General features: G+C 68.6%; 22 protein-coding genes and 1 pseudogene. 11 read left to right on the top strand and 12 right to left on the bottom strand.

The annotated features are described in order from the left end of the window. Positions 1 to 32 precede the first annotated feature (32 nt). Together mqnP and G3I71_RS10100 are read right to left on the bottom strand one after the other, a co-directional pair. On the bottom strand, positions 33 to 941 hold the full coding sequence (gene mqnP / locus G3I71_RS10095) for a menaquinone biosynthesis prenyltransferase MqnP (protein WP_164313627.1): 909 nt from the start codon (positions 939 to 941) through the stop codon (positions 33 to 35). Beyond that, positions 938 to 2,395 carry a menaquinone biosynthesis decarboxylase gene (locus G3I71_RS10100; RefSeq protein WP_164313628.1) on the bottom strand — a complete coding sequence of 486 codons (1,458 nt, stop codon included), beginning with the start codon at positions 2,393 to 2,395 and terminating at the stop codon, positions 938 to 940. The genes mqnP and G3I71_RS10100 overlap by 4 nt, the downstream gene beginning before the upstream one ends. Before the next feature lie 96 nt (positions 2,396 to 2,491). Between G3I71_RS10100 and G3I71_RS10105 the strand changes: the two genes are divergently transcribed. Both G3I71_RS10105 and G3I71_RS10110 read left to right on the top strand, forming a co-directional pair. Further along, positions 2,492 to 2,881, top strand: coding sequence for a PLD nuclease N-terminal domain-containing protein (locus G3I71_RS10105; protein ID WP_164313629.1), 390 nt, complete (start codon positions 2,492 to 2,494; stop codon positions 2,879 to 2,881). Positions 2,882 to 2,995: 114 nt separating this feature from the next. Further along, the gene (locus tag G3I71_RS10110) at positions 2,996 to 4,390 is read left to right on the top strand and encodes a cytosine permease (protein ID WP_164313630.1); all 1,395 of its coding nucleotides are present in this window, start codon (positions 2,996 to 2,998) and stop codon (positions 4,388 to 4,390) included. 177 nt (positions 4,391 to 4,567) lie between these two features. On the opposite strand, the gene G3I71_RS10115 is transcribed toward G3I71_RS10110, so the two are convergent. Continuing rightward, entirely contained in the window at positions 4,568 to 6,385 is a 1,818-nt protein-coding gene (locus G3I71_RS10115) for an acyl-CoA dehydrogenase (protein ID WP_343242899.1), read from the bottom strand. Positions 6,386 to 6,638: 253 nt separating this feature from the next. On the opposite strand from G3I71_RS10115, the pseudogene G3I71_RS50995 reads away from it, so the two are divergent. After that, positions 6,639 to 6,799: pseudogene (locus G3I71_RS50995) on the top strand (RNA polymerase subunit sigma); the annotation flags it as partial. A 9-nt stretch (positions 6,800 to 6,808) separates the two neighbouring features. Here G3I71_RS50995 and G3I71_RS10120 read toward each other — a convergent pair. Genes G3I71_RS10120 through G3I71_RS10130 form a run of 3 tightly spaced genes read right to left on the bottom strand, consistent with a single transcriptional unit; the run spans position 6,809 to position 9,136 of the window. Continuing rightward, positions 6,809 to 7,744: a 2-hydroxyacid dehydrogenase gene (locus tag G3I71_RS10120; protein WP_164313631.1), complete on the bottom strand. Its 936-nt coding sequence runs from the start codon at positions 7,742 to 7,744 to the stop codon at positions 6,809 to 6,811. Continuing rightward, positions 7,741 to 8,901 (bottom strand): aminotransferase class I/II-fold pyridoxal phosphate-dependent enzyme, encoded by a 1,161-nt coding sequence (locus G3I71_RS10125; RefSeq protein WP_164313632.1) that lies wholly within the window; start codon positions 8,899 to 8,901, stop codon positions 7,741 to 7,743. The genes G3I71_RS10120 and G3I71_RS10125 overlap by 4 nt, the downstream gene beginning before the upstream one ends. A 1-nt stretch (position 8,902) precedes the next feature. Then, complete coding sequence (locus G3I71_RS10130; protein WP_164313633.1) at positions 8,903 to 9,136, bottom strand: hypothetical protein; 234 nt, start codon at positions 9,134 to 9,136, stop codon at positions 8,903 to 8,905. A gap of 150 nt (positions 9,137 to 9,286) precedes the next feature. On the opposite strand from G3I71_RS10130, the gene G3I71_RS10135 reads away from it, so the two are divergent. Both G3I71_RS10135 and G3I71_RS10140 read left to right on the top strand, forming a co-directional pair. Next, the gene (locus G3I71_RS10135) at positions 9,287 to 10,207 is read left to right on the top strand and encodes a helix-turn-helix domain-containing protein (protein ID WP_164313634.1); all 921 of its coding nucleotides are present in this window, start codon (positions 9,287 to 9,289) and stop codon (positions 10,205 to 10,207) included. Positions 10,208 to 10,341: 134 nt separating this feature from the next. Next, positions 10,342 to 10,809: an N-acetyltransferase gene (locus G3I71_RS10140; RefSeq protein ID WP_164313635.1), complete on the top strand. Its 468-nt coding sequence runs from the start codon at positions 10,342 to 10,344 to the stop codon at positions 10,807 to 10,809. A 375-nt stretch (positions 10,810 to 11,184) separates the two neighbouring features. Here the strand turns inward: G3I71_RS10140 and G3I71_RS10145 are convergent, their stop codons facing one another. Further along, a complete protein-coding gene (locus G3I71_RS10145; RefSeq protein WP_164313636.1) occupies positions 11,185 to 12,048 on the bottom strand; it encodes an NAD(P)H-binding protein in 864 nt (287 codons plus the stop codon). Between the two features lie 191 nt (positions 12,049 to 12,239). Here G3I71_RS10145 and G3I71_RS10150 point away from each other — a divergent pair, with 191 nt between their 5' ends. Then, positions 12,240 to 12,926, top strand: a complete 687-nt coding sequence (locus G3I71_RS10150) for a TetR/AcrR family transcriptional regulator (protein WP_164313637.1) — start codon at positions 12,240 to 12,242, stop codon at positions 12,924 to 12,926. 169 nt (positions 12,927 to 13,095) lie between these two features. Here the strand turns inward: G3I71_RS10150 and G3I71_RS10155 are convergent, their stop codons facing one another. Next, on the bottom strand, positions 13,096 to 13,434 hold the full coding sequence (locus G3I71_RS10155) for an SCO0607 family lipoprotein (RefSeq protein WP_164313759.1): 339 nt from the start codon (positions 13,432 to 13,434) through the stop codon (positions 13,096 to 13,098). 265 nt (positions 13,435 to 13,699) lie between these two features. On the opposite strand from G3I71_RS10155, the gene G3I71_RS10160 reads away from it, so the two are divergent. Further along, positions 13,700 to 14,503, top strand: a complete 804-nt coding sequence (locus G3I71_RS10160) for an SAM-dependent methyltransferase (protein WP_164313638.1) — start codon at positions 13,700 to 13,702, stop codon at positions 14,501 to 14,503. 37 nt (positions 14,504 to 14,540) lie between these two features. Here the strand turns inward: G3I71_RS10160 and G3I71_RS10165 are convergent, their stop codons facing one another. Genes G3I71_RS10165 through G3I71_RS52655 form a run of 3 tightly spaced genes read right to left on the bottom strand, consistent with a single transcriptional unit; the run spans position 14,541 to position 15,541 of the window. Beyond that, the gene (locus G3I71_RS10165) at positions 14,541 to 14,951 is read right to left on the bottom strand and encodes a contact-dependent growth inhibition system immunity protein (RefSeq protein ID WP_164313639.1); all 411 of its coding nucleotides are present in this window, start codon (positions 14,949 to 14,951) and stop codon (positions 14,541 to 14,543) included. Continuing rightward, positions 14,944 to 15,117: a DUF397 domain-containing protein gene (locus G3I71_RS10170; RefSeq protein WP_343242912.1), complete on the bottom strand. Its 174-nt coding sequence runs from the start codon at positions 15,115 to 15,117 to the stop codon at positions 14,944 to 14,946. Before G3I71_RS10170 ends, G3I71_RS10165 begins: the two co-directional genes overlap by 8 nt. Continuing rightward, the gene (locus tag G3I71_RS52655) at positions 15,035 to 15,541 is read right to left on the bottom strand and encodes a DUF5753 domain-containing protein (RefSeq protein WP_343242913.1); all 507 of its coding nucleotides are present in this window, start codon (positions 15,539 to 15,541) and stop codon (positions 15,035 to 15,037) included. Before G3I71_RS52655 ends, G3I71_RS10170 begins: the two co-directional genes overlap by 83 nt. A 65-nt stretch (positions 15,542 to 15,606) precedes the next feature. On the opposite strand from G3I71_RS52655, the gene G3I71_RS10175 reads away from it, so the two are divergent. The 4 genes from G3I71_RS10175 (at position 15,607) to G3I71_RS10190 (ending at position 19,729) form a co-directional block, all read left to right on the top strand. Beyond that, positions 15,607 to 15,903: a hypothetical protein gene (locus G3I71_RS10175; protein WP_343242900.1), complete on the top strand. Its 297-nt coding sequence runs from the start codon at positions 15,607 to 15,609 to the stop codon at positions 15,901 to 15,903. Positions 15,904 to 16,206: 303 nt separating this feature from the next. After that, positions 16,207 to 16,731 carry a PadR family transcriptional regulator gene (locus G3I71_RS10180; protein WP_164313641.1) on the top strand — a complete coding sequence of 175 codons (525 nt, stop codon included), beginning with the start codon at positions 16,207 to 16,209 and terminating at the stop codon, positions 16,729 to 16,731. Then, on the top strand, positions 16,728 to 17,426 hold the full coding sequence (locus tag G3I71_RS10185; protein WP_164313642.1) for an ABC transporter ATP-binding protein: 699 nt from the start codon (positions 16,728 to 16,730) through the stop codon (positions 17,424 to 17,426). The genes G3I71_RS10180 and G3I71_RS10185 overlap by 4 nt, the downstream gene beginning before the upstream one ends. Further along, a complete protein-coding gene (locus G3I71_RS10190) occupies positions 17,423 to 19,729 on the top strand; it encodes an ABC transporter permease (protein WP_164313643.1) in 2,307 nt (768 codons plus the stop codon). Before G3I71_RS10185 ends, G3I71_RS10190 begins: the two co-directional genes overlap by 4 nt. 71 nt (positions 19,730 to 19,800) lie before the next feature. Here the strand turns inward: G3I71_RS10190 and uvrA are convergent, their stop codons facing one another. Continuing rightward, complete coding sequence (uvrA, locus tag G3I71_RS10195; RefSeq protein WP_239149070.1) at positions 19,801 to 22,398, bottom strand: excinuclease ABC subunit UvrA; 2,598 nt, start codon at positions 22,396 to 22,398, stop codon at positions 19,801 to 19,803. Positions 22,399 to 22,504: the final 106 nt, after the last annotated feature.

The raw sequence follows: 22,504 nt of genomic DNA on the forward strand, positions 1-22,504 counted from the left end.
AGCTGGCCTGACCCGATCACTCGATCGGGTGGTCAGACGGTGAGCCCACGGACGACCAGATCGAGCAGCGCGCACCCGAAAAGAGCGATGCCGATGAACCCGTTGACCGAGAAGAACGCCCGGTTCAGCCGCGACAGGTCATGCGGCCGCACGATCCTGTGCTCGTACACGAACGCGCCCGCCACGATCACCAGCCCCAGCCAGAAGAACGCCCCCGCGTCCGTGACCAGCGCGTACCAGACGAACAGGCCGGTCGTCAGCGCGTGGCAGACCCGGGCGCTCCACACCGCCGCCGGGATGCCGAAGCGGGCCGGTACCGACAGCACGCCGGTCTCGCGGTCGGTGTCGACGTCCTGGCAGGCGTAGATCAGGTCGAAGCCGCCGATCCAGATGCCGACCGCCAGCCCCAGGATCACCGCGTCCCAGGACCACTCCCCCGTGATCGCCAGCCAGCCGCCGACCGGGCCCATGGCCTGGGCGAGGCCCAGGATGGCCTGGGGGAAGTTCGTGAACCGTTTGCCGTACGGATACACCACCATCGGGATCACCGCGACGGGGGCGAGGGCCAGGCACAGGGGGTTCAGGAGGGCCGCCGAGCCGAGGAAGACGACGACGGCGATCAGGGCACCGGTCCAGGCGTGCTTCACCGACATCGCGCCCGTGACCAGTTCACGGTGGGCCGTGCGCGGGTTACGGGCGTCGATCTCCCGGTCGATGATCCGGTTGACCGCCATCGCGAAGGTGCGCAGGCCGACCATGCAGACGGTGACCAGGAGCAGTCGGCCCCAGTGGATGTTCCTGTCCGTCTGGAACATCGCCGTCAGCGCCGCGATGTAGGCGAAGGGCAGTGCGAAGATCGAGTGTTCGATCATCACCAGGCGCAGGAACGCCTTCGTGCGGCCCGGCTGGGGCAGTGCGGCGGATGCGGATGCGGAGCTCACAGACCGTATTCCTTCCAGCGTCTGTCGACCTTGGCCGCCGTGTCCGGGTCGGACACGACCATCTCCGGCCAGCCGCCGTCCCGTGTGTACCCCTCCTCGGGCCACTTGCGGGTCGCGTCGATGCCCGCCTTGCCGCCCCAGAACTGCTGGTAGGAGGCGTGGTCGAGGTGGTCGACCGGTCCTTCGACGACGGTCAGGTCGCGGCCGTAGTCCGTGTTGCCGAGGGCGCGCCAGGCGACTTCGTGCAGGTCATGGACGTCGCAGTCCGAGTCGACGACCACGATCAGCTTGGTCAGGGACATCATGTGGGCGCCCCAGACCGCGTGCATCACCTTCTGCGCGTGTTTGGGGTACTTCTTGTCGATCGAGACGATCGCGCAGTTGTGGAAGCCGCCCGACTCGGGGAGGTGGTAGTCCACGATGTCCGGGACGATGATCTTCAACAGGGGGAGGAAGAACCTCTCCGTGGCCCGGCCCAGCGGGCCGTCCTCCGTCGGCGGCCTGCCCACGACGATCGACTGGAGCAGCGGACGCCGCCGCATCGTCACGCAGTCGATGGTGAGCGCCGGGAAGGGCTCCTGCGGGGTGTAGAAGCCCGTGTGGTCGCCGAAGGGCCCCTCGGGCAGCATCTCGCCCGGCTCCAGCCAGCCCTCCAGCACCACCTCCGCCTGCGCCGGCACCTGCAGCGGCACCGTCTGGCAGTCGACCATCTCGATCCGCTTGCCGGCGATGAACCCGGCGAACAGGTATTCGTCGATGTCACCGGGGAGGGGCGCGGTGGACGCGTAGGTGACGGCGGGCGGGCAGCCGAACGCGATGGCGACCGGCAGCCGCTCACCCTTGCGGGCCGCCACCTGGTAGTGGTTCCGGCTGTCCTTGTGGATCTGCCAGTGCATCCCGATCGTGCGCTTGTCGTGCCGCTGGAGGCGGTAGAGACCGAGGTTGCGTACGCCGGACTCCGGGTCCTTGGTGTGTGTCAGCCCCAGGTTGAAGAAGGAGCCGCCGTCCTCGGGCCAGGTGAAGAGCGCCGGGAGGCGGTCGAGGTCCACCTCGTCGCCCTTGAGGACGACCTCCTGGACCGGCGCGTTGTCCGACTTCACCTTCTTCGGCGGTACGTGCGTCATCGCGCCGAGCTTGCCGAAGGCCTCCCGCACACCCACGAACCCCTGCGGCAGCTCGGGCTTCAGCAGCCCGCCGATCCGGTCGCTGATGTCCGCGTACGACTTCAGCCCCAGCGACTTGAGCAGCCGCCGGTCGGTGCCGAACACGTTCATCGCCAGCGGCATCGCCGACCCGCGCACGTTCTCGAAGAGCAGCGCGGGCCCGCCTGCCTTCTGCACGCGGTCGACGATCTCCCCGACCTCCAGGTACGGGTCCACCTCGGCCTTGATGCGCTTGAGGTCGCCCTCGCGCTCCAGCGCCCTGAGCAGGGAGCGAAGATCGTCGTAAGCCATGCGTTCCAGTATCCGTTACGCACTACCCTGGACTGGTCAGCGGGGGCCGGACGCGACCGTCAACGTGCCCGGACAGCTACTCAAGGGGACCTATACATGCTGCGGGTGCTGTTGATCCTGGTGCCTCTCGCACTGAGCATCTACGCGTTCATCGACTGCGTCACCACGCAGGAGAAGGACGTCCGCTTCATGCCCAAGCCCGTGTGGGCCATCCTGATCCTGCTGTTCCCGCTGGTCGGCTCCATCTCCTGGCTGATCATCGGCCGTGACCGTGCCACCGCCCAGCGGCTGGGCGCCTCGGGCGGCCAGTGGATCGCCCCGGACGACAACCCGGAGTTCCTGAAGTCCCTCAAGGACGAGAAGGCCGACCGGCCCGAGGACGAGGTCAAGGACGACGACGCCCACCTGCGGGACTGGGAGGCCGACCTGCGCCGCCGCGAGGAGGAGCTGAAGCGCCGGGAGAGCGGCGAGGACTCCAAGGAGTAGTACAGAGGAGCAGGACAAGCTGGAGGAGTAGTACAAGCTGTACGTCGGTGAGCCTCCCGAAGCGGACAATGCGCCCCTGGGCCGGGCCTGGTGCGAGCCGGACACTTACCTCGCATGACGACTGCTCCAGCCAGTGCACCCGTGACCCCGGCCCCCGAGTACGGCGACAAGGTCATCGCCGTGGAGACCGCGGGCGCGGAACCCATTCCGGACGCCGAACGGCACGGCGGCCCGCTCCAGTTGCTGTGGACCTGGGCCTCCCCGAACATCGAGTTCGCGACCGTCTACATCGGCGTGATCTCGGTCCTCTTCTTCGGCCTGGACTTCTGGCAGGCGTCCGCGGCCCTGCTGCTGGGCGCCGCGCTCGGTTCGCTGACGCACGGGATCCTCTCCCTCGACGGCCCCCGGTTCGGCGTACCGCAGATGGCGATCGGGCGGTTCTCCTTCGGGTTCCGGGCGAATCTGCTGCCCGCCGGTGTGAACGCCCTTGTCTCGGGCGTCGGTTGGTTCGCCGTCAACAGTGTGAGCGCCGCTTTCGCGCTCAACACGCTGACCGACCTGCGTCCGCTCCCCTCCCTGCTGCTCGTGGTGGTGGCGGAGATCGTGATCGGCTTCATCGGCCACAACTTCGTGCACGCCTTCGAGAAGTACGCGTTCCCGGCGCTGGCGATCGTGTTCCTGCTGGCCGGTGTCTGGACGTTCAAGGAGGCCGACCTGGGCGCGCCCGGCTCCGGCGGCGGCATCGGCGGATTGCTGCTCGCCTTCAGCGCGGCCTGGGGGTACACGGCCGGCTGGAACCCGGCCGCCTCGGACTACTCCCGCTACCTTCCCCGTACGGCCGACCGCTTCCGCACCGCGCTCTACCCGGCCGTCGGCCTGTTCGTGTCCGTCTCCGTCGTGGCGTTGATCGGCGCGGCCTCGGCGACGATCGTCGCTCCCGAGGGTGCGACCCCGACGGCGGCGTTCACGGGTCATCTCCCGGTCTGGCTGAGCGACCTGGTGCTCCTCGCCATCATCCTGGGCGCGGTCTCGGCGAACGCCCTGAACGTCTACTCCTCCGCGATGTCGGTCACGTCCCTCGGCTTCCGGCTGCCCGTGTGGCTGGGGCGCGGCGCGATCGTGGTGCTGTGCGGGCTCGCGGGTACGGCGGCGGCCTGGTCGTCGCTGGCGGACGCGGGGGCGGCGTACGAGGCGTTCCTGCTGGTGATCGCGTACTGGGTGGGGCCGTGGCTGGGGGTGGTGCTGGTGGAGCGGTGGCTTCGGGCGCGGACGCCGGTGGAGGAGCTGAGCGCGCGGCTGTCCGACCGGGGCTTCACCAACTGGCCCGGTATCGCTGCTCTGTTGGCGGGCATCGTGGTGTCGGTGCCGCTCTTCTCGAACCAGGAGAAGTACGTGGGCTGGGTGCCGGAACAGTGGCCGTCCTTCGGCGACATCACGTGCCTGGTGGGGTTCGTGGTGAGCGCGGGGTTGTACGCGGGGCTGTACCGGGTGTTGCGGCGGGCCGCCTGACCGGACCGGCCGGACCGAACAGGGCGACCTGCTCGTCGATCGGCTCGTCGATCGGCCGGGCGTACATCCCCCACACGCCCGGCACACATCAGTAATGCGTCATGAGCACGTCATTTTTAGGCCAACAATCGCCCCGCCGCAGCTCAGGAACAGACGGGTCCGGCGGGCCGAACAGATTCAGACGCCGCTCAGCATCGGCAGTGCCGACAGGTGCTCCTCCGGGACGTCGAAGGCCTCCGTCAGGGTGCCGAGGTGCGGGGCCAGCCGGGTCGTGAGGGTGTGCAGGGCCTGCGGGAGGGCACGTACCTGATCGGCGGTGAGTGCCTGTTCCGCGAGCAGCAGGCCACTGCGGGCGCTGACCTGACGGAGGAGGAACAGCGCGCTCAGGTCCTCCAGGACAGCGTGCGTGATCGGGTCGGACACCCGGGCGCAGGCTGCGAGTAAAGCGTCGGCGGCCTGGCCCACCGTGTACGCCTCCACGAGGTTGAGGGCGGCGTCGGACGCGTTGTTCCAACGCCCGAGGGCGTCACCGCCGTCGTTGTCGCGCCGCAGATCGCGACGGGCGGCGAGGTGCCAGTAGCGCTCGGCGGTGGTGAGGGCGCGGCGCAGCAGCCCCGGGTCGGTCAACGGCTCGTCGCCGGTGGGCCGGACGGGCTCCGCCGCCAGTTCGTGTCCGAAGATCATCTCGGCGCCGGCCTTGCACCAGATCGCCACGTTGTCGCCCTCGGCGGTGATCGCGCCGTCCATGTCACCGGCCATGGCGGCGATTCCGTTCGCGGGGAACAGCCCCCGGGCGCCGCACCGTTCCCGGCTCTCGGTCGCGATCTCGCGGGCCCGCCAGGTGACCCACCCCTTGGTGACGGCGACCAGCCGCTCGGCGCCCTCGCGGTCCTCGGGCGTGTGGGTGACCCAGCGTTCGGTGGCCGCCCGGTGCAGGAAGTTCATGGCGTAGGCGGTGGCGGTGTGGTCGAGGAGGCGGGTGTGATGGGTGCGGTGGGCGGCGAGCGGGACGCGCTGTCCGGCGACCGGTCCGGATATGTGCCGGGTGTACGAGTACCGGACGGCGATCGCGAGTGCCGTACGGGCCACCCCGAGCCCGCTGGCGCTCATGCACAGCTTGCCCGCCGTGACGCGGCTGATAGCGTGGATGAACCGCTTGCGCGGACTGCCGACGGAGCTGACGAGGCTCCCGTCGGGCAGGAGTTGACCGTGGGCGCCCTGGATGAGGGCGGTGCGGGGCAGCCGTACGTTGTCGAAGTTCGTGGCGCAGTGGTCCACCCCCGCACCGACGCGCTCCGGCAGCAGGGTGACGGTGATGCCGGGCAGGGTGCCGTACTCGTCGCTCAGCGGGGTGAGGAAGAGGAAGGCGCCCAGGTACTTGTCGTCGACGATCAGCCGGGCGGCGACCACCGCGGTCTTGGGGCCGCCCGCGGAGCTGGTGTTGGGCATGTACTTCTGCGCCCCGGGGTGCGGGGTGTGCAGGACGAACTCGTCGCGCTCCCTGTCGTACCGGGCGACGGTCTCCAGCGCCGGTACGTCGTTGCCGTGCGCGCGCTCGGTGCACAGGAACGTCCCTATACGGGACATGGAGGTGAAGTCCGTCAACTCACGTGACGGGGAGACCTGGTCGTCGACGACGCTGCCGAGGAAGAGGTTGTAGTGGATACCGGCCACGGTGACCGTGGCACCGTCGACGGGGCAGGTCCACTCGTGCAACGCCGCTAGTCCGCGCGGGTCGTTGGCGAAGTTCTCGGGCGACGGTACTTGTCTGTTCAGGGCTCTCAGGCGCTTGTAGGCGAGCCGCCATCGCTGCTGGGACCCCAGTCCTGGCCGATACCGGAAGAGTTCGTCCGAGACCGCTTCGCGCCAGCGGCCGTGGACCTCGTTTCCGTCCTCGCCATCACTGAAGAGGAGGCCCGTGATGGCGGCTTGATCAAGGACTGGATGGGGTGTGCGCGTCTCGGTGGTCATGGTGATCGAGATGCCCATTGTCATTGGGGGATCAACCAATAGTGACCAGGAGCACTTGAGAATCCGCCAATACACAGAATTAACAGACATGAATCGGCCGAAGTGCGACAGCGGCGGTTGAGCTGACTTCGAACACTTAATCGACTCCGGCGGGACGTCCGGAACGGCTAACCGGAATCCGGATCGGGCCGTCTTCCTCGTAGCGCTTTTCGTGTCTCGGCCCAAGAACGTGTGAAGGCCGAGTGACCCTACGAAACAGGAGGCGAAGGAGACGCCGGTGGACGGTGCGGAGCCGGAAGGGTTACGGGGTGGACCAGCCGATGCCGTGCGGGACCCGGAGCCGTTCGAGGCGTTCTACCGGCATCATGTCGACGCGGTGATGCGGTGATGCGCTTCGTGGCCCGGCGCGTCGACGACCCCCACACGGCGGCCGATCTGGTGATCCCGTCAGCCGACGGGCGCGGTGAGTACGTTTTCCGGTCGCCCGGCAAGGTACGAGGCCAGGTTGTGGTGGATCTCAGCGAGGTTGGCGGTGCGAGCACTGTCGGTGTACCAGGCAATGCCGGGGCTCAGCACGACGTTGTTGAGCCCGCGCAGGCGGTCGGCGTCGTCGTCTGCCAGGTCGTCCAGCGCGGCACCCGCGAGCCGACCGTATTCGAGCATGCCGACGAGTGCCGCCTGGTCGATGAGGGTGCCCCGGCAGGTGTTGACGAGCACCGCCGTGGGCCGAAGCGTGGCCAGACGTTCCGCAGTGAGAATCTGTACGGTGGCGGGGGTGAGCGGCAGGTGCAGCGACAGGACATCGCTGGACCGCAGCAGGTCCTTGAGGGAGACGAGAGTGATGCCGGGGGCGGCAGTACCGGTCCGGTTGGTGCCGATCACGCGCATGCCGAAGGCTACGGCGATCCGGGCAACGGCCGTGGCGATGCGTCCGGTGCCCAGCAGTCCCAATGTCAGACCGCTGAGCTGCCTGCCGAGGAAGGGCCGGTAAAGGTGGCTCGCCCCCTGTCGTACCGCGATGTCGGCCGCCAGCAGTCGACGGCTGACCGCGAGCAGCAAAGCGAACGTATGCTCGGCCACCGCCTGGCACGAGTAGTCGGGGCAGTGCGCCACGGTGATCCCCCGAGCCTTCGCGGCAAACAGGTCCACCATATCGAAACTGCTGGTCACCAGGGTGATGTACCGCAGCCGGGTCACCTCGGCCAGCAGCGCAGCATCAAGTCGCGTCCACTCGACGACGGCGGCGTCGGCACAGCTGAGCCGGGCGGCTGCGGTATCGGAATCGGGCCGGTCATGGAAGACCTCGAAGTCGCCCAGCTCGGCGAATCGCCGCCGCCAGTCTTCGGGCAGGTACGTGGGCTCGTCCAGGTAGACGATCTTCATGCCGCACCGGTCCGCTGCTGGAGCGAGCCGATGATCAGCACCGCCCTCATCCGGGCGCAGGCGGCGGCGAACATGGCGGGATCGCGGGCGAGTGCGAACCGCACATACCTGGAGCCGGTCGCCGGATCGTCCCAATAGAAGTGATCGCCTGGCAGGATCCCCACCCCCACGTCGCCGAGAAGCCTGACCACGTCGAGGGCGGTGAGCGCCGGAGAGTCGATGCACGCCCACTCCACGCTGATCGTCGGGTCGGGTTCGGCCGGCGTCAGCACCGTACCTTCAAGGGTCCTGCGCAGAACCGCGCGATTGTCCCGGACCAGCCGACGCACCGTCGCTTCCAGGCCACGGCGCACGGAGTCCTCCAGGTACCGGGTCAGCAGATGCAGCACAAACGGACTGACATTGAGCATCATGTCGTTGTGCAGTTCACACAGGGGCTCGTACAGGTCCCTGCTGGTGGCCAGGATGCTGCACTTCAAGTCCAGCGTCGGCCAGGTCTTCCCGGTGTCCTCGACACACAGGTAGGAGACACCGGACCGCTCAAGGACCGCGTACTGGTCCCACCGCTCATAGGCGCCATAGAAGCGGAAGGTCCAGTCGATGACGAGAACAGTGCCGGTCGCAGCGCACCGCTGGGCGAGGTGCGTGAACTCCGGTTCCCTCAGGGCGAATCCGGTGGGATTGTTGGGCAGCGTCAGGAAGAGCGCAGCCGGCCCGCGCGGTCCGAACAGTCGCTCGAGCCCGGGCCCTGCGAGTTCCCGCTCCGCGACCGGGCACAGTACCGCGCCGCGCCGCCGCAGGATCCCCGGCAGGTTGTCGAAGCAGGGTTGCAGCAGGCCGACCGGCGTCCCCCGGTCGCTGAGGAAGGCCGCGACAAGGTCGATGGACATGGACGCGGACTGGCACAGCAGCGTGTGCGGTCGGTCGGCTGCGGTCGGCTGGCCGGCGAGCTCGTAGAAGCGCCGCTGGAATTCTTGTTCGAGATTCCGTTGCGGATACCTCTCGCTCTCCGAGAAGAGCGACGGAAGCCGCCGGATGATCAACTGCTGCGCCGAGTCCTGCAACTGGTGGGCGTGACCGTCGGCCAGATTGAACTCACAATCGACGGCCAGGTGCTCATACTGTGTCAGATTCGGAAGCCTGACTGGTGCTTTCATTTCACTCTTCTTCCTCAAGACACGGCCGTAGCGCCTGAACCGGATTTTCCGATTCTTCGTTCTCGCCGCCGAGCAGCCTCAGAATGAGATCGTGTACGAGAAGTGCAGCCGTGAGGTATTGCCACAGCTCCGGCCGCACCAGCAGGGGAAGAGCCATGACCAGCGCGACAGCGGACACCGCCAGCCGATGACGCAGACGCCGTGATCGTGGTAAACGACTCCTCAAGCGGATCATGACTGCCTCCTCGACCCTTCCTGAGTTCAAGATACGAGCGAAACTCACAGGGCATCAACTCCCTTCTGTACGAGGGAGGCAGAAACCGATAGCGTGAATAAAATATCGGCCCGCCGGCAGCGGGAATCATCCTGCGTTGAGGTAGTGACCATGACGCCAGAACCGCGGCCTGTTGCGTTCCAGGCATCTCTGCGCAGTCTGCTGGACAGCCCGGCACTATCCGGGAACAGGAAAAAACTGGCCCGCGCGCTCGGCGTCAACGAGGCCACCATCTCGCACTACCTGCACGGACGTATCAAACCCAGTTTCGAGATGCTCGTCGGCATCGCCAACTTCTTCAACGTCAGCCTGGACTACCTGGTGTTCGGGGAGCGACCGCGCCTGGAGGCCCCCGAGGACCCGGTCGGCCTGCGGGCCCAGATCCGACGCGCCGTCGTTGAGTCGAGCGACCTCAGCGGACGGCACCTGGACATGTTCACCCGGATCAGCCGACGCTTGGAGGCGAAGATCGACGACGTCGCCCGCGCCCTCGCCGAGGAAACCGAGGGCTGGGGACCGGTGGGCTTCGTCACCGACTCCGAGGCGATCGGCCTGGAGGCGTGCATCACCCGGATGCGGATCATGACCCGAATGTTCCAGTCGGACACCCAGGACGGTGAACCGGGCGCGTTCTTCGAGGTGGTCTCCGACAATCTGCGCCGCCTCCGCCCCTACCAGTACCTGCTGTACGGCGAGCGCGAGACATGGATCCCTGCCGTCGAGTCGTTCCGGGAGTTGGTGATCCGCAGCGGTTTTCCCGGGGAACTCTCCCCGGAGTTGCTGCAATTCCGCTCCCTGAACCAGGAACTGGTCAGCTCGGTGTGCATCCTGGATCTCGACCTGCCGTTGATCAAACGCCAGGAGCCGATCCTCTGGGAGCGTCACCAGGACAACATCTCACCGGAAGGCATCTGGGCATATATGTCCATCGAGCGATCGGACGCCCAGGGAGGGGTCACGATCGAACCGCTCTACCTGCAATCGACGCTGCGCCAGTTCAACCGCGACTGGGCCGACGCGAAACCGTTGTGAACCCGGTGGAACACAGGTGGCGGCTACGGACCCCGTTGGTATGCTGACGCAGAAGACTCAGGATTCAAACCCTTCAGGATGGGTGTCTTCGAATGAACCAGCCAGCGGGCACAGCCTCCGGGAACGATACGCAGGTGGGCGACGCATTCGTTCCCGCAGACTTCGAGGTTCCCGACGGATATGACAACGGGAAGTTTCGCCTGATCCCGCTCCGCCCCGAGCACAACGACCGTGATTACCGCGCCTGGACCACGAGCATGGAACACATCCGGCACACTCCCGGGTTCGAGAGCTACAGCTGGCCGGTTTCCATGACGATCCACGAGAACATGAACGACCTCGTCCAGCACACTGCGGATTTTCACGCCCGGACCGGATTCACTTACTCCGTGATGGATGAGGACGACGACGTCATCGGCTGCGTGTACATCTACCCGTCGGACCGTCCCTTCCACGCAATCGTCCGCTCCTGGGTACGCGAGGACCACGCACACCTGGACGCACCGCTGTACGACACCATCGACAGTTGGCTGCGCCTCACCTGGCCGTTCGCCGACTTCAGTTACGCACCGCGCTCCCAGTCGTACGCATCCATTCGCTAAGGGGTGTCCCGTAAATGATCCCTGCGTTGAGCGTGGGGTCCGTTCGGCGGTGGGTCGCCCAGCTATCCGGCGAGGGTGAGGTTGTGCAGGTGAGCGGTGCCGCACGTCGGCTGGAAAGGTCCGGCCGTCGGCCAGGGGGATGGGGAGCTTGCCCGTGCCGTACTTGTGCGTATGTGCCGCGATGTAACCGGTGGCGGTCGGCTGGGTGTGGAGGACGACGAGGTCGACGAGCCAGCCCCAGACGACGACATGACGACGAGGCATGTCGGCCCAGCCCGGCGGTCAAAAGGCATGATGAACCGTCAACTGCCTCTGGTTGGAGCGTAGTTCCGCTCCGGGAAGTACACGGTGGTGACCAGGGTCCGGCTGGTCGGTTCACCGGGAGCGCAAGACGGTTTCCAGGACCTCGTGGACGGTCTTGGCGGGGTGACCGATGGTGGCTTCCAGTGTCGGGTCGGTGGCATTGAACTCGCCATTGCGCGATGCCGCGAACATCGTCAACGAGAACTCCGCAGCCGACCGCGGCATCCCGCCGGCGACTGCTGCGGACGTCCACTCGTCATCGTCCATGACAACTCTGGTGACGGTCCGGCCGGTGATGCGGCTGAGGACGTCGGCAACGTCGGCGAAGTCGAGCGCATGGGGGGCTGTCAGCGGCGGCGTGACCCCTTCGAGCGCGCCGTCCTCGGCCAGGGCGAAGGCCGCGGCTTCCGCCACGTCCTCGTGGGCCGTCCAGGACACCGGGCCGTCCTGCGGCACGGCCAGCGTGCCGGTCTCCAGCGCCGCGCCGATGTAGTAGCCCAGGGCGGAGGCGTAGAACCCGTTGCGAAGAGCGGTGTAGGGGACTCCTTGCCGCTTGAGGTGCTCCTCGGTAGCCGCGTGGACCTGCTGCGGCGGGAAGAGTGACACGGGAGAGGCCGCCTGATGGCTGGTGTACAGGATGCGTTGGGCGCCCGCTTCCCGTGCCGCGTCGATGGCGGCACTGTTGGCGGTCAAGGCGCCGCCGCCCCGAATGGCCGCGGAGACGACCAGGACGCGCTCGGCACCTTCGAAGGCGTGCTTCAGGCTGTCGGGTTCGGTGAAGTCTCCCGCGCGGACTCGGACGCCGCGCTCGGTGAGGTCGGCGGCCTTGCTCACGTCGCGCACACTGACGCCGATCCTGTCGGCCGGTACCCGCTCCAGCAGACGGTTGACGATCAGCGACCCGAGGTGGCCGGTGGCTCCTGTGACGATCAGCATCGGTGGCTCCAGGGCATTGTTTCCAATGGAACGAAAATAACGGTAACACTGATACTTCCATTGGATGCAACCGTATGAGCCCATCTGGAGATCCGCCTACGATGCCAGCGTCTTCAGCCAGTCCGGCAAGGGAGGGTTGGCGATATCAGCGGTAACATCTCCTGCCGTTCACGGGCGATACCATCGTCTCCATGGCACCGACCACGCAGCGGCGAGACATCACCCGGGACCGCATCGTGAAGGCTGCGGCCGGCCTGCTGCGCGATCAAGGGCCGAGCGCGGTGACCACGCGCCGAGTGGCCCAGGAGGCCGGGCTGCAGCCTCCCGCTCTCTACCGTCTCTTCCAGGACAAGGACGAGTTGCTGGATGCCGCCGCGGAGCGTGTCTTCGCCGAACATGTGGCGAGCAAGCAGACCACCGCGCCCTCGGACGACCCTGTGGAGGACCTCCGCGCCGGATGGAACACGCAGATCAGCTTCGGCCTGGCCAACCCGTACGTCTACGGCCTGTTGCTCGACCCGGTCCGCGCACGCGACGCCCCGGCACAGGTCAAGGGCGTGCTGATCCTCGCCGAGCGTGTGCACAGGATCGCCGCGGCCGGGCGGCTTCGGGTGAGCGAGGAACGCGCCGTCAACCTCATCCGCTCGGCGGGGGTCGGAACCGTCCACACCCTGCTGACCCAGCTACCGGAGCAGAGCGACCCGCACCTGGCCGACGCCGCTTTCGACGCGATCACCCGCGCCATCCTCACGGATGAGCCCGCTGTCCCCACCCAGGACCCGGCGGCCGTCGTCGCGGCCTTCCGCACCCTCCTGCCTCAACTGCCCACCCTCAGCAAAGCCGAGGCAGCCCTTCTCGACGAGTGGCTGCAACGCTGATCCAGCCCGACTTCCACCTCCAGCGGCGTCGCGTCCTTCACCTGCCGGGCGGAGGTCGTGGCGGGAAAGACCCGCGCGGCGCGGGCCGGGCGGCCGGCTGTCCGCCGCTCACGGTTCTTGGCGCACGCCTGGCTGCAGTGGGCCGCTACCCGGAAGGTGGGTTGTCCGGTCAGCCCGCGTCGGGGAGAACGATTATGTTGCCGTCCTTGTCGAGCGTGCGAGTGGCCCAGTACACGTCCCACTTGTCGTCGACCTGCTGCGGCACCTTGCCCTCCGGATAGCGCGCCCACCCTGCCGACGGCTCTTCCTTGTCCGACACGCAAGCGCCGCCGGAGTCGCCCACGGCCAGGACGGGATACTCGCCGCCGCTGCAGATGTCCTCCGTGTACTCGAAGGCGGAACATCCGGTGAGTGCCACGACTGCGGCCGCGCTCACGAGAGCAGCAGCGGCGATACGGCCCCTTCCGGGCCGAATGGCAGTGGCGGTTCGGCTGGTTCTGCGGGGCAGGTACATGATCGTCTCCAGTCGCTCTTGATCCGTCTGCCGCTACTCTCGCCGCCAGGAGCTGCCGTTCCATGAGTACTCGTACTCACCACTGCACTCATGGATACTCAACCGCTGCGTTTTCAGGGGGATTTGAAAGAGGTCGGGCGGTGACGGCAGGTGGATGAAGGGACGAGAGTGTCCTGTACGAGTCCCTGGTGCGACGAGTTGGCGCCTAGCCTCGTGAACTACCCTCGCCGCAACGGATGTTGACCGACAGGAGTGCAGGGTGGCGCAGGACCAGGTCCGTATCGAGGGCATCGACACCAGTAGGCCGCACCCTGCCCGGATCTACGACTACCTGTTGGGCGGCAAGGACAACTACGTGGTGGACCAGCAGGCCGGCGACGCGCTCGCCGCCGCGGCGCCCGAGGTGCGGATCGGTCTGCGGGCCAACCGTGCCTTCATGCGGCGCGCGGTGCGGCACGTGGTCGGCAGCGGCGTACGGCAGATCCTCGACATCGGCACCGGGCTGCCCACCTCGCCCAATGTGCACGAGGTCGCCCAGGAGCTGGTGCCGGAGGTACGGGTCGCGTACGTCGACAACGACCCGATCGTGAAGGTGCACGCCGACGCGCTGCTGAGCCGGACCGGCGGCGGGACCAGCACCGTGCTCGCCGATCTGCGCGACCCGCGGGCCGTCCTGGACCATCCCGACGTCCGCCGGGTCATCGACTTCGACGAGCCGGTCGCCCTGCTCCTGGTCGCCGTCGTCCACTTCCTGGCCGACGCGGAGAATCCCGGGGAGATCGTCGCCACCCTGCGCGACGCACTGCCGACCGGCAGCTTCCTGGTCCTCTCGCACGCCACGGGCGACTTCGCGGACCGCACCGACGCCCAGGCCGAGTACAGCCGGAAGGCCACCGCCACCCTGAACCTGCGCCCCCGCGCCGAGGTGGAGCGCTTCTTCGCCGGCTTCGAACTGCTCGAACCGGGCCTGACCCAGGTCCCGTTCTGGCACCCGGACGCCCCGCCGCCGGAGCGGTCCGAGGAGATCGGCATCTACGGGGGTGTGGCCCGCAAGACGGGCTGAACGCCCGCGTGGGACACGCCCGCGCGGAACAGCGGCATCAGCAAGTCGCGGTCCGGAACCGCTCGACGTCCCGCTGGACAAAGGTCGGCAGGACGTCGACCAGCCCCGAGACGATCACCTGGAGCTCGTGCCGGAGCTCGGCAGAACCGTCCCAGACCGCAGGGCTCCTGGTGATCACCGCGCACAACAGGTCACCCGCATACATGTGGCCCTCTGCCATCGGGTTGTCCCGCAGCACCTCCAGCGCCATCGGCAGGAGATACGACAGTCCCACGTCCTGTCGGATCAGCAGGCGCAGGTCCTCGACGGTCAGCTCTCCGATCGGCCGACGCCGAAGGGCATGCGCGGTGACGACAAGCCGGGTCGCGTCGTCCGGAGGATCCGGCCGGCGGTCGCGTTCGAGCTCCTCAAGAGAGCACCTATGATGCGACGCCCTCGGGCTATGCACGCCCGTGAGACACGCCCGCGACGAACTCCGCCCAGGCGGCGCGGGTTACGACCATCACCGGGCCACCGGAAGCCACCTTGCTGTCACGAACCGGGACGACGCCGGGGAATCCGGGGGCCACTTCGATGCAGTCGCCGCCGTTGTTGCCGCTGTAGCTGCTCTTGATCCAGGTCGCCGCGCAGAGTTGGTGCCTGTCCATGCTGCTCGTAACCCTCCATCACGTCGCTGATCAGAGCGGCGGATTCGCGGGCCGACGGAATGTCCGCCCTGAGCACATCATAGGTCTGGCTGTGGCGTGTGCAGTCTGCCGGATCGTTGGTGAAGTGCCCCTGGCCCAGCGACTCCGAGTACACCCATCGCTCGTCGGGGAGATCGATCAGGGACATTGAACTCTTCGGTGGGACAAGCCCGAAAAGGCCCGTCGGGACCACCTGGATGCGAATGTTGGGACGCTGCCCGACGCCCAGCAGATGCGCGCACTGGTCACGCATGGCCTCCGGGCTCCCCACCGCGTTCCGCAGACAACTCTCGTCCAGAACAACGACGTACAACGGGCCGTCGTCGGCGAAGAACCGCGGTTGGCGGCTCAACCGGGCCCGGACGCGCTCCTTCACTCGACGGCGACGGCGACGGCAGCAGGGAGACCGACGTCGATGTGCTGCTCCGGCGCCACCAGCGGCAGGCGCACCCCGGGGACGGGGAGAGCGTCGCCCCGCCTCGACGCCGGATCTTCCGGTACGTGCCGTACTCCATCCTCCAGGACGGCTCCGCCGAGCCCGAGTACGAGGCGTGCTGCGTCTCGGGCGACGAGGACGACTGCGGGGCGGTGTCGGAACGGCACCCGGACCCGGCCGAGGTCGAGGAGTGGCAGCGACGGCACACCCAGAAGACCCGCCACACGCGATACCGCCGCTCGTTCGCCGACTACTCCGTACTGGAGCCGACGGTGTGAGCCGAACATGACCTCGGTCAGCGACCGTCGCCGTCACCGTCGCCCTCGGGCTCCGGGCGCGGGAGTTCGTCGAGGTCGAGGGTGAAGGTCCGGCCGCCGGCCAGGGGATGGGGAGAGGCGGATCCTCTGCGGGAGCTACACCCCAAGGCCATCGCACCGATCCGCCCACGCCGGCGGTCATGCGCTCCCGGCAGTGGCCCGCACTCACTGGCCGACCGACGCCGTCTCCCCGTGATCCCAGTCCGTCGGGCCGGGCAGCCCGCTTGTTGACGTCGACTAGATACTGAGTGTAGACACTGAGGTATGACTGTCCCTCTGGCACTCCTCGGACTCCTCGAACGGGAGTCGAGCCACGGCTACGACCTCAAGCGCGACTACGACACCTACTTCGGCCGGGGCAAGCCGCTGCCCGCCGGGCAGGTCTACTCGACCCTGAGCCGCCTCGCCCGTGACGGAAAGGTCGAGGCCGGTGAGGCCGAGCCCGGGGCGGGGCCGGACCGGAAGCGCTACGTGATCACCGAGCTGGGGGTCACGGAGGTGGAGACCTGGCTGACCGAGCCGGTCGCGGGCGAACCTCACCTGCAGACGGTGCTGTTCACCAAGGTCGTGCTGGCGCTGCTGCTGGAGCGCGACCCCCGCGCGTATCTCGACATCCAGCGCGCCGCCCACATGGAGCGGATGCGGGAGCTGACCGAACTGCGCCGCACCGGCAGCACGATCGACTCGCTGCTCGCCGACCACGGCGTGTTCCACCTGGAGGCCGATCTGCGGTGGATGGAGCAGACCGTGGCACGGCTCGCCGCCCTGACAGCGGAGGTGCGCTCATGAGTTCGGGCGAAGGCTTCCTCGTGGAAGCGCGCGATGCCGTCCTGTCGTTCGGGCAGACACCCGCGCTGCAGGGCGCGAACCTCTCCGCCCGGGCCGGCGAGATCCTCGCCGTCACCGGTCCGAGCGGCTCCGGCAAGTCCACGCTGCTGCACTGCCTGGCCGGGATCCTCGCACCCGACTCGGGCGAGATCTGGTTCGACGGCCGCCGCATCGACACCCAGCGCGAGCCCGAGCGCAGCGCACTGCGCCGCGACCACTTCGGCTTCGTCTTCCAGTTCGGTCAGCTCGTCCCCGAGCTGACCGCCGAGGAGAACGTCGCACTGCCGCTTCTGCTGGCGAAATCCCGCAGGGCGAGCGCGCTGGCCGAGGCCCGGCCGTGGTTCGGACGGCTCGGCCTGGACGGTCTTGAGGGGCGCCGGTCCGGCGAGCTCTCCGGCGGACAGGCACAGCGTGTCGCCCTGGCCCGCGCGCTGGTCTCCCGGCCGAGGGTGCTGTTCGCCGACGAGCCGACCGGCTCGCTCGACTCGCTCACCGGCGAGCACGTGATGGACCTGCTGGTCGCCTCCGTCCGCGAGGAGGGCACCACCGTCATCCTCGTCACCCACGAACCGAGGGTGGCCGCCTTCGCGAACCGCGAAGTCATCGTCCGCGACGGCAAGGCGACGCCGCTGTACGTCGAACGGCTCACCCCGTGATCCGCCTCGGGCTGCGCCTCACCCTGAGTGGCGGCAGGGAAGCAGCCGCCCGTCTCGCCGTCATCGCGGCCGCCGTCGCCCTCGGTGTCGGTCTGCTGTTGAGCATCCTGGCGGCCATCAACGCCACCGCCACCCAGAACAACCGCAACGCCTGGCTCAACACCGGCTCCGGCACGAGCGCGTCGAGCCGGTCGGCGGCGAAGGCAGCGAAGGCGGACACGGACCCGCTGTGGTGGCTGCTCAGGGCGGACCACTTCGACGGCAAGATCATCGGGCGTGTCGACGTCGCCGCCACCGGCCCCGACTCCCCAGTCCCACCGGGCCTTTCGCACCTCCCAGGACCAGGTGAGTTCTACGCCTCACCGGCCCTCAGCAAGATCCTCGTCTCCACCCCCGCGGCCGAACTCGCCGACCGCTACCCCGGCCGCCAGGTCGGCACGGTCGGCAAGGCGGCGCTCCCGGGCCCAGACTCGCTGCTCATAGTCATCGGCCACAGCCCCGGCCAGCTCGCGCAGCAGCGCGACGCCACCCAGGTCACCTCGATCACCACCGTCACCCCCAGCAGCTGCAACGGCACGAACTGCACGGTCAGGGTGGGCATCGACAACGGTGGCATCAAGCTCATCCTCTCCGTCGCGGGTACCGCCCTGATCTTCCCGGTGCTCATCCTCATCGGCACGGCCACCAGACTGGCTGCCGCCCGCCGTGAGCAGCGCTTCGCCGCGATGCGCCTGGTGGGCGCCACGCCGGGGCAGATCTCGATGCTCTCGGCCGTCGAATCGACGGTCGCCGCGGTCATCGGCACGACCGTCGGCTTCGGCCTCTTCGCCCTGTTCCGTACGCAGCTGGCGGCGGTCAACCTCACACGTACGACGTACTTCGCCAGTGACCTCACGCTCCGGACCGGCGACATCCTGCTCGTCGCCGTCGCCGTCCCGGTGGGGTCCGCGATCGCGGCCCGGATCGCCCTGCGCCGCGTGCAGATCTCCCCGCTCGGGGTCACCCGGCGCGTCACGCCACGCCCGCCGCGCGTCTACCGGGTGATCCCGCTGGCCGCCGGTATCGCCGAACTCTCGTACACCATCGGCCGGGTTCCCAGCAGCACCAACGCCCAGATCTGGGTCTTCGTCCCGGGAATCCTGCTGGTCCTGACCGGACTCGTCATCGCCGGCCCCTGGCTGACCATGACCGGAGCCCGCGTCCTGGCCCGGCGCACCAGCCGGCCCGCGCTGCTCGTCGCGGGTCGGCGGCTCTCGGACGACCCGAAGGCAGGCTTCCGCGCGGTCAGCGGTCTCGTGCTCGCCCTGTGCGTCACCAGCGCCGCCGTCGGGATCATCGGCTCGTTGAACGCCGAGCGCGGCATCCCGGAGGGCAGCCGGGCGGTCGCCGACGCCCTGGTCGCCACCTACGTCCATGGGGCCGACCCGACTTCAGGGAAGCTGACCGGAGCTGTGCCCCCGCTCTCGCGGGCCTCGCTGGACGACCTGAACTCCGTACCGGGCGTCAAGGGCGTGCTGATGATCCACACGAACCCGCTCGGCACCACGGACCCGGCCTGGCGCAGTTCCCAGGGTTCCGGGACACCGCCGCTGGCCGGCCTGGCCTCGTGTGCCGAGCTCGCGAGGATGCCGGCCTACAGCGCATGCGCCTCCGGGGCTGAAGTGGCGTCGGTCAGTCAGGGCTACAGCACCTTCGGCACCTACCGCTGGGCACACTGGCCCACGGCATGGCCCGCCGCCGCCATCTCCGCGCAGCGCCTCGCCGCCCTGCCGGTCCAGGAGATCGTCGTGGCCACCGACGGGTCGACGTCAGCGGTCGAACGCGCGCGCACGATCCTCGCGAACACGTATCCCGGCCAGGAGGGCCCGTGGACCGTCCGCGAGGACCATGCCGCAAGTGGCGCGGAACTCGCCGGATACCAGCAACTGGCCAACGTGGTCATCCTGGTCAGCTTCCCCATCGCCGGCTGCAGCCTGGCGGTGAGCGTGGCCGGGGGCCTACGCGACCGCAAGCGCCCCTTCAGTCTGCTGCGGCTGACCGGCACACAGCTCGGGGTGCTGCGACGGGTCGTCCTGCTGGAGAGCGCGGTCCCGCTCCTGGTGGTCGCGGTCGTCGCGATCGGGATGGGCTTCCTGGCCGCCCAGCTGTTCGTACAGGCACAGTTCGACTACTCGATCCGGGCCCCGGAGAGCCAGTACTACGCGATCGTGCTCGCCGGGCTCGTCGCCTCGCTGGGGGTCATCGCATCCACGATGCCGCTGCTCAGGCGGATCACGGGACCCGAAACGGCACGCAACGAGTAACAGGTACGACGGGTGACTCGGCCCGGCTCTGCCCGACTGCGCTGGGCCGGTCCGAGCCGAGCCATCCGTCGTCAGCTCATCGCCCGTACGCCCTCCCGCAGGAACCAGCCCGTCCGGGAACGGGCCCCACCAACCGTCCCCGTCCCAGTCCCCGCCGCCTCCGCGACCTGTTCCGGTGTCCCCTCCGCCACCACGAGCCCGCCGCCTGCGCCGCCCTCCGGGCCGAGGTCGATGAGCCAGTCGGAGGCGCGCATGACGTCGAGGTTGTGCTCGATCGTGACGACCGAGTGTCCCGCGTCGACGAGGCGTTGGAGTACGTCGAGCAGGCGCGCGGTGTCGGCGGCGTGCAGGCCTGTGGTCGGTTCGTCGAGGAGGTACAGGGTGCGGCCGGTCGCGCGGCGCCCCAACTCCTTCGCCAGTTTGAGGCGTTGGGCCTCGCCGCCGGAGATGGTGGTGGCGGGCTGGCCCAGCGGGAGGTAGCCGAGGCCCACGTCCGAGAGCCGTTGCAGGCGGGCGGCGATCTGCCGTACGCCCCGGAAGACGGTGAGCGCCTCGTCCACCGTGGCGGCCAGCACCTCGGCGATGTCGTACCCGTCGTAGCGCACCGCGAGCACCTCGTTCCGGAACCTGCGGCCCCGGCAGCCCGAACACCGCACGTCCACCGCGGGCAGGAAGTGCATGTGGACGGCGAGCACACCGGCGCCCTCGCACCGCTCGCAGCGTCCGCCGGGCACGTTGAAGGAGAAGGCGGCCGGAGTCAGCCCCCTCGACCTCGCCGTCTCCTGCGCGGCGAAGAGTTCCCTGACCGGGGTGAAGACGTCAGCGTACGTCGCCGCGTTCGAGCGCGGGAGGCGGCTGATCGGCTCCTGGTCGATCGTCACGACCTTGTCGAGGTGCGCCCAGCCTTCGATACCGTCATGCTCCCCCGGCGACACCGAGGCAGCCGACAACATCCCTCCCGCGTCGAGGCGTTGATGTGCCGCCCTGCCCAACACATCCAGTATCAGCGTCGACTTGCCCGAGCCGGACGGTCCGGTGATCGTCACCAGGCGCCCGAGCGGAATCCGCACGGTGACGTTCCTGAGGTTGTGGGCGCGGGCCCCGCGAATCACCAACTCCGCGCTTGCATCCGGGCGTTGCTTACGGGCCGGGTGCTGGAGCCGGCCCGACAGATACGCCCCGGTGACGGACCCCTCCGTCGCCGCCACCTGCTCCGGGGTTCCCTCGGCGACGACCCGGCCGCCGTCCCGGCCCGCGCCGGGGCCGATGTCGACGACGTGGTCGGCGGCCCACAGCACGTCCAGGTCGTGCTCGATGACGAGGACCGTGTTGCCCAGGTCCCGGAGGCGGCGCAGTACGTCGATGAGGCGAGCCGTGTCGGCGGGGTGCAGTCCGATGGTCGGCTCGTCGAGGACGTAGAGCATGCCGGTGAGGCCCGAGCCGAGCAGCGCGGCCAGGCGCAGCCGCTGGGACTCGCCCGCGGAGAGGCTGGTGCTCGACTGGTCGAGGGTGAGGTAGCCGACCCCGGTGTCGACGAGCCGACGTACCCGTTCCTCCAGGTCGGCGACGACCGGTTCGGCGAACCGCCACTCGTCCCCGGTGGAGAACGCCCTCAACTCCGCCACCCAGTCGGCGAGTTCGTCGAGCGGCAGGCGGGACGCGGCCGTGATGCCGAGCCCGTGCACGGTGACGGCCCGGCTCTCGGGGCGCAACCGTGTCCCGGCGCACGCTCCGCAGGTCTCCTTCACCATCGAGCGCTCGGCCTTCTGCCGGTACACGGTGTCGTCGACACGGTCGGCGTAGCGGCGCATGAACGCGGTGACGACACCCTCGAAGCGGCCCGCCGAGACGGTGGCCGGAGGCTCGATCCCGGGAGCGGGGAGGTGCCTGCGGAATTCGGGCGACTCGACCCCGTAGAGAAGCAAGTCCCTTGATGGTGAGGCCAGTTCGGCCACCGGGGCGTCCGTGTCGAAGGTGAGGTCGTAGTGGCGGGCCGCGGCTCGCAGCAGGGGCAGGTTCCGCTCGACGAGCTGCCTGGGCCAGCCGCGCACCGCGCCGCCGGCGACGCTCGACTCCTCGTCGACCAGGGTCCGTACGTCCACCCGGATCACCTCACCGAGCCCGGTGCAGGACGGGCAGGCGCCGGCGGGCTTGTTGAAGGAGAAGGAGCCCATGACGAGCTCGGGCACGGGGGCGGAGCAGTGCGGGCAGGCGGCGGCGCTCTCACCCTCGGCTCCCGCCTCCGCGCCCCCTTCCACTCCCGACTCCGACTCCTCCTCGCCCTCCGGGTCGTGGGCGTACGACGGCGGGATCTCCGCCCCGCAGCCGGGGCACGGGCGTACGCCGATCCGGGACCACAGCAGCCGCAGATAGGTGAAGACCTCGGTCGCCGTACCGACCGTCGAACGCGGGCCGCGCCCTGCCGGACGCTGGTCGACGCTGACGGACGGGGACAGGCCGGTGATCGAGTCGACGGAGGGCCGGCTGACACCGGCGGTCGCCACGCCCCACGCCTCCATGTACTGGCGGTGGCTCTCCCGGTGAAGGGTGTCGAGGGCGAGCGTGGACTTACCGGAACCGGAGAGACCGGTCACGACGACCAGCTTCTGCTTCGGGATCGCGAGCGAGATGTTCTTGAGGTTGTGGAGACGGGCACCTTTGATGTGCATCACGGGAGTTCGGTGGTCAGCCGTACCTTCAACCAAGCCTTCATCCATGCCTTCAAGTTTTTCATTGAAGCTCCTGTTGAGGCTTTGAGCCGTAAACCTCGACCCG

The organism is Streptomyces sp. SID12501, assembly GCF_010550245.1.
Lineage (GTDB): Bacteria > Actinomycetota > Actinomycetes > Streptomycetales > Streptomycetaceae > Streptomyces.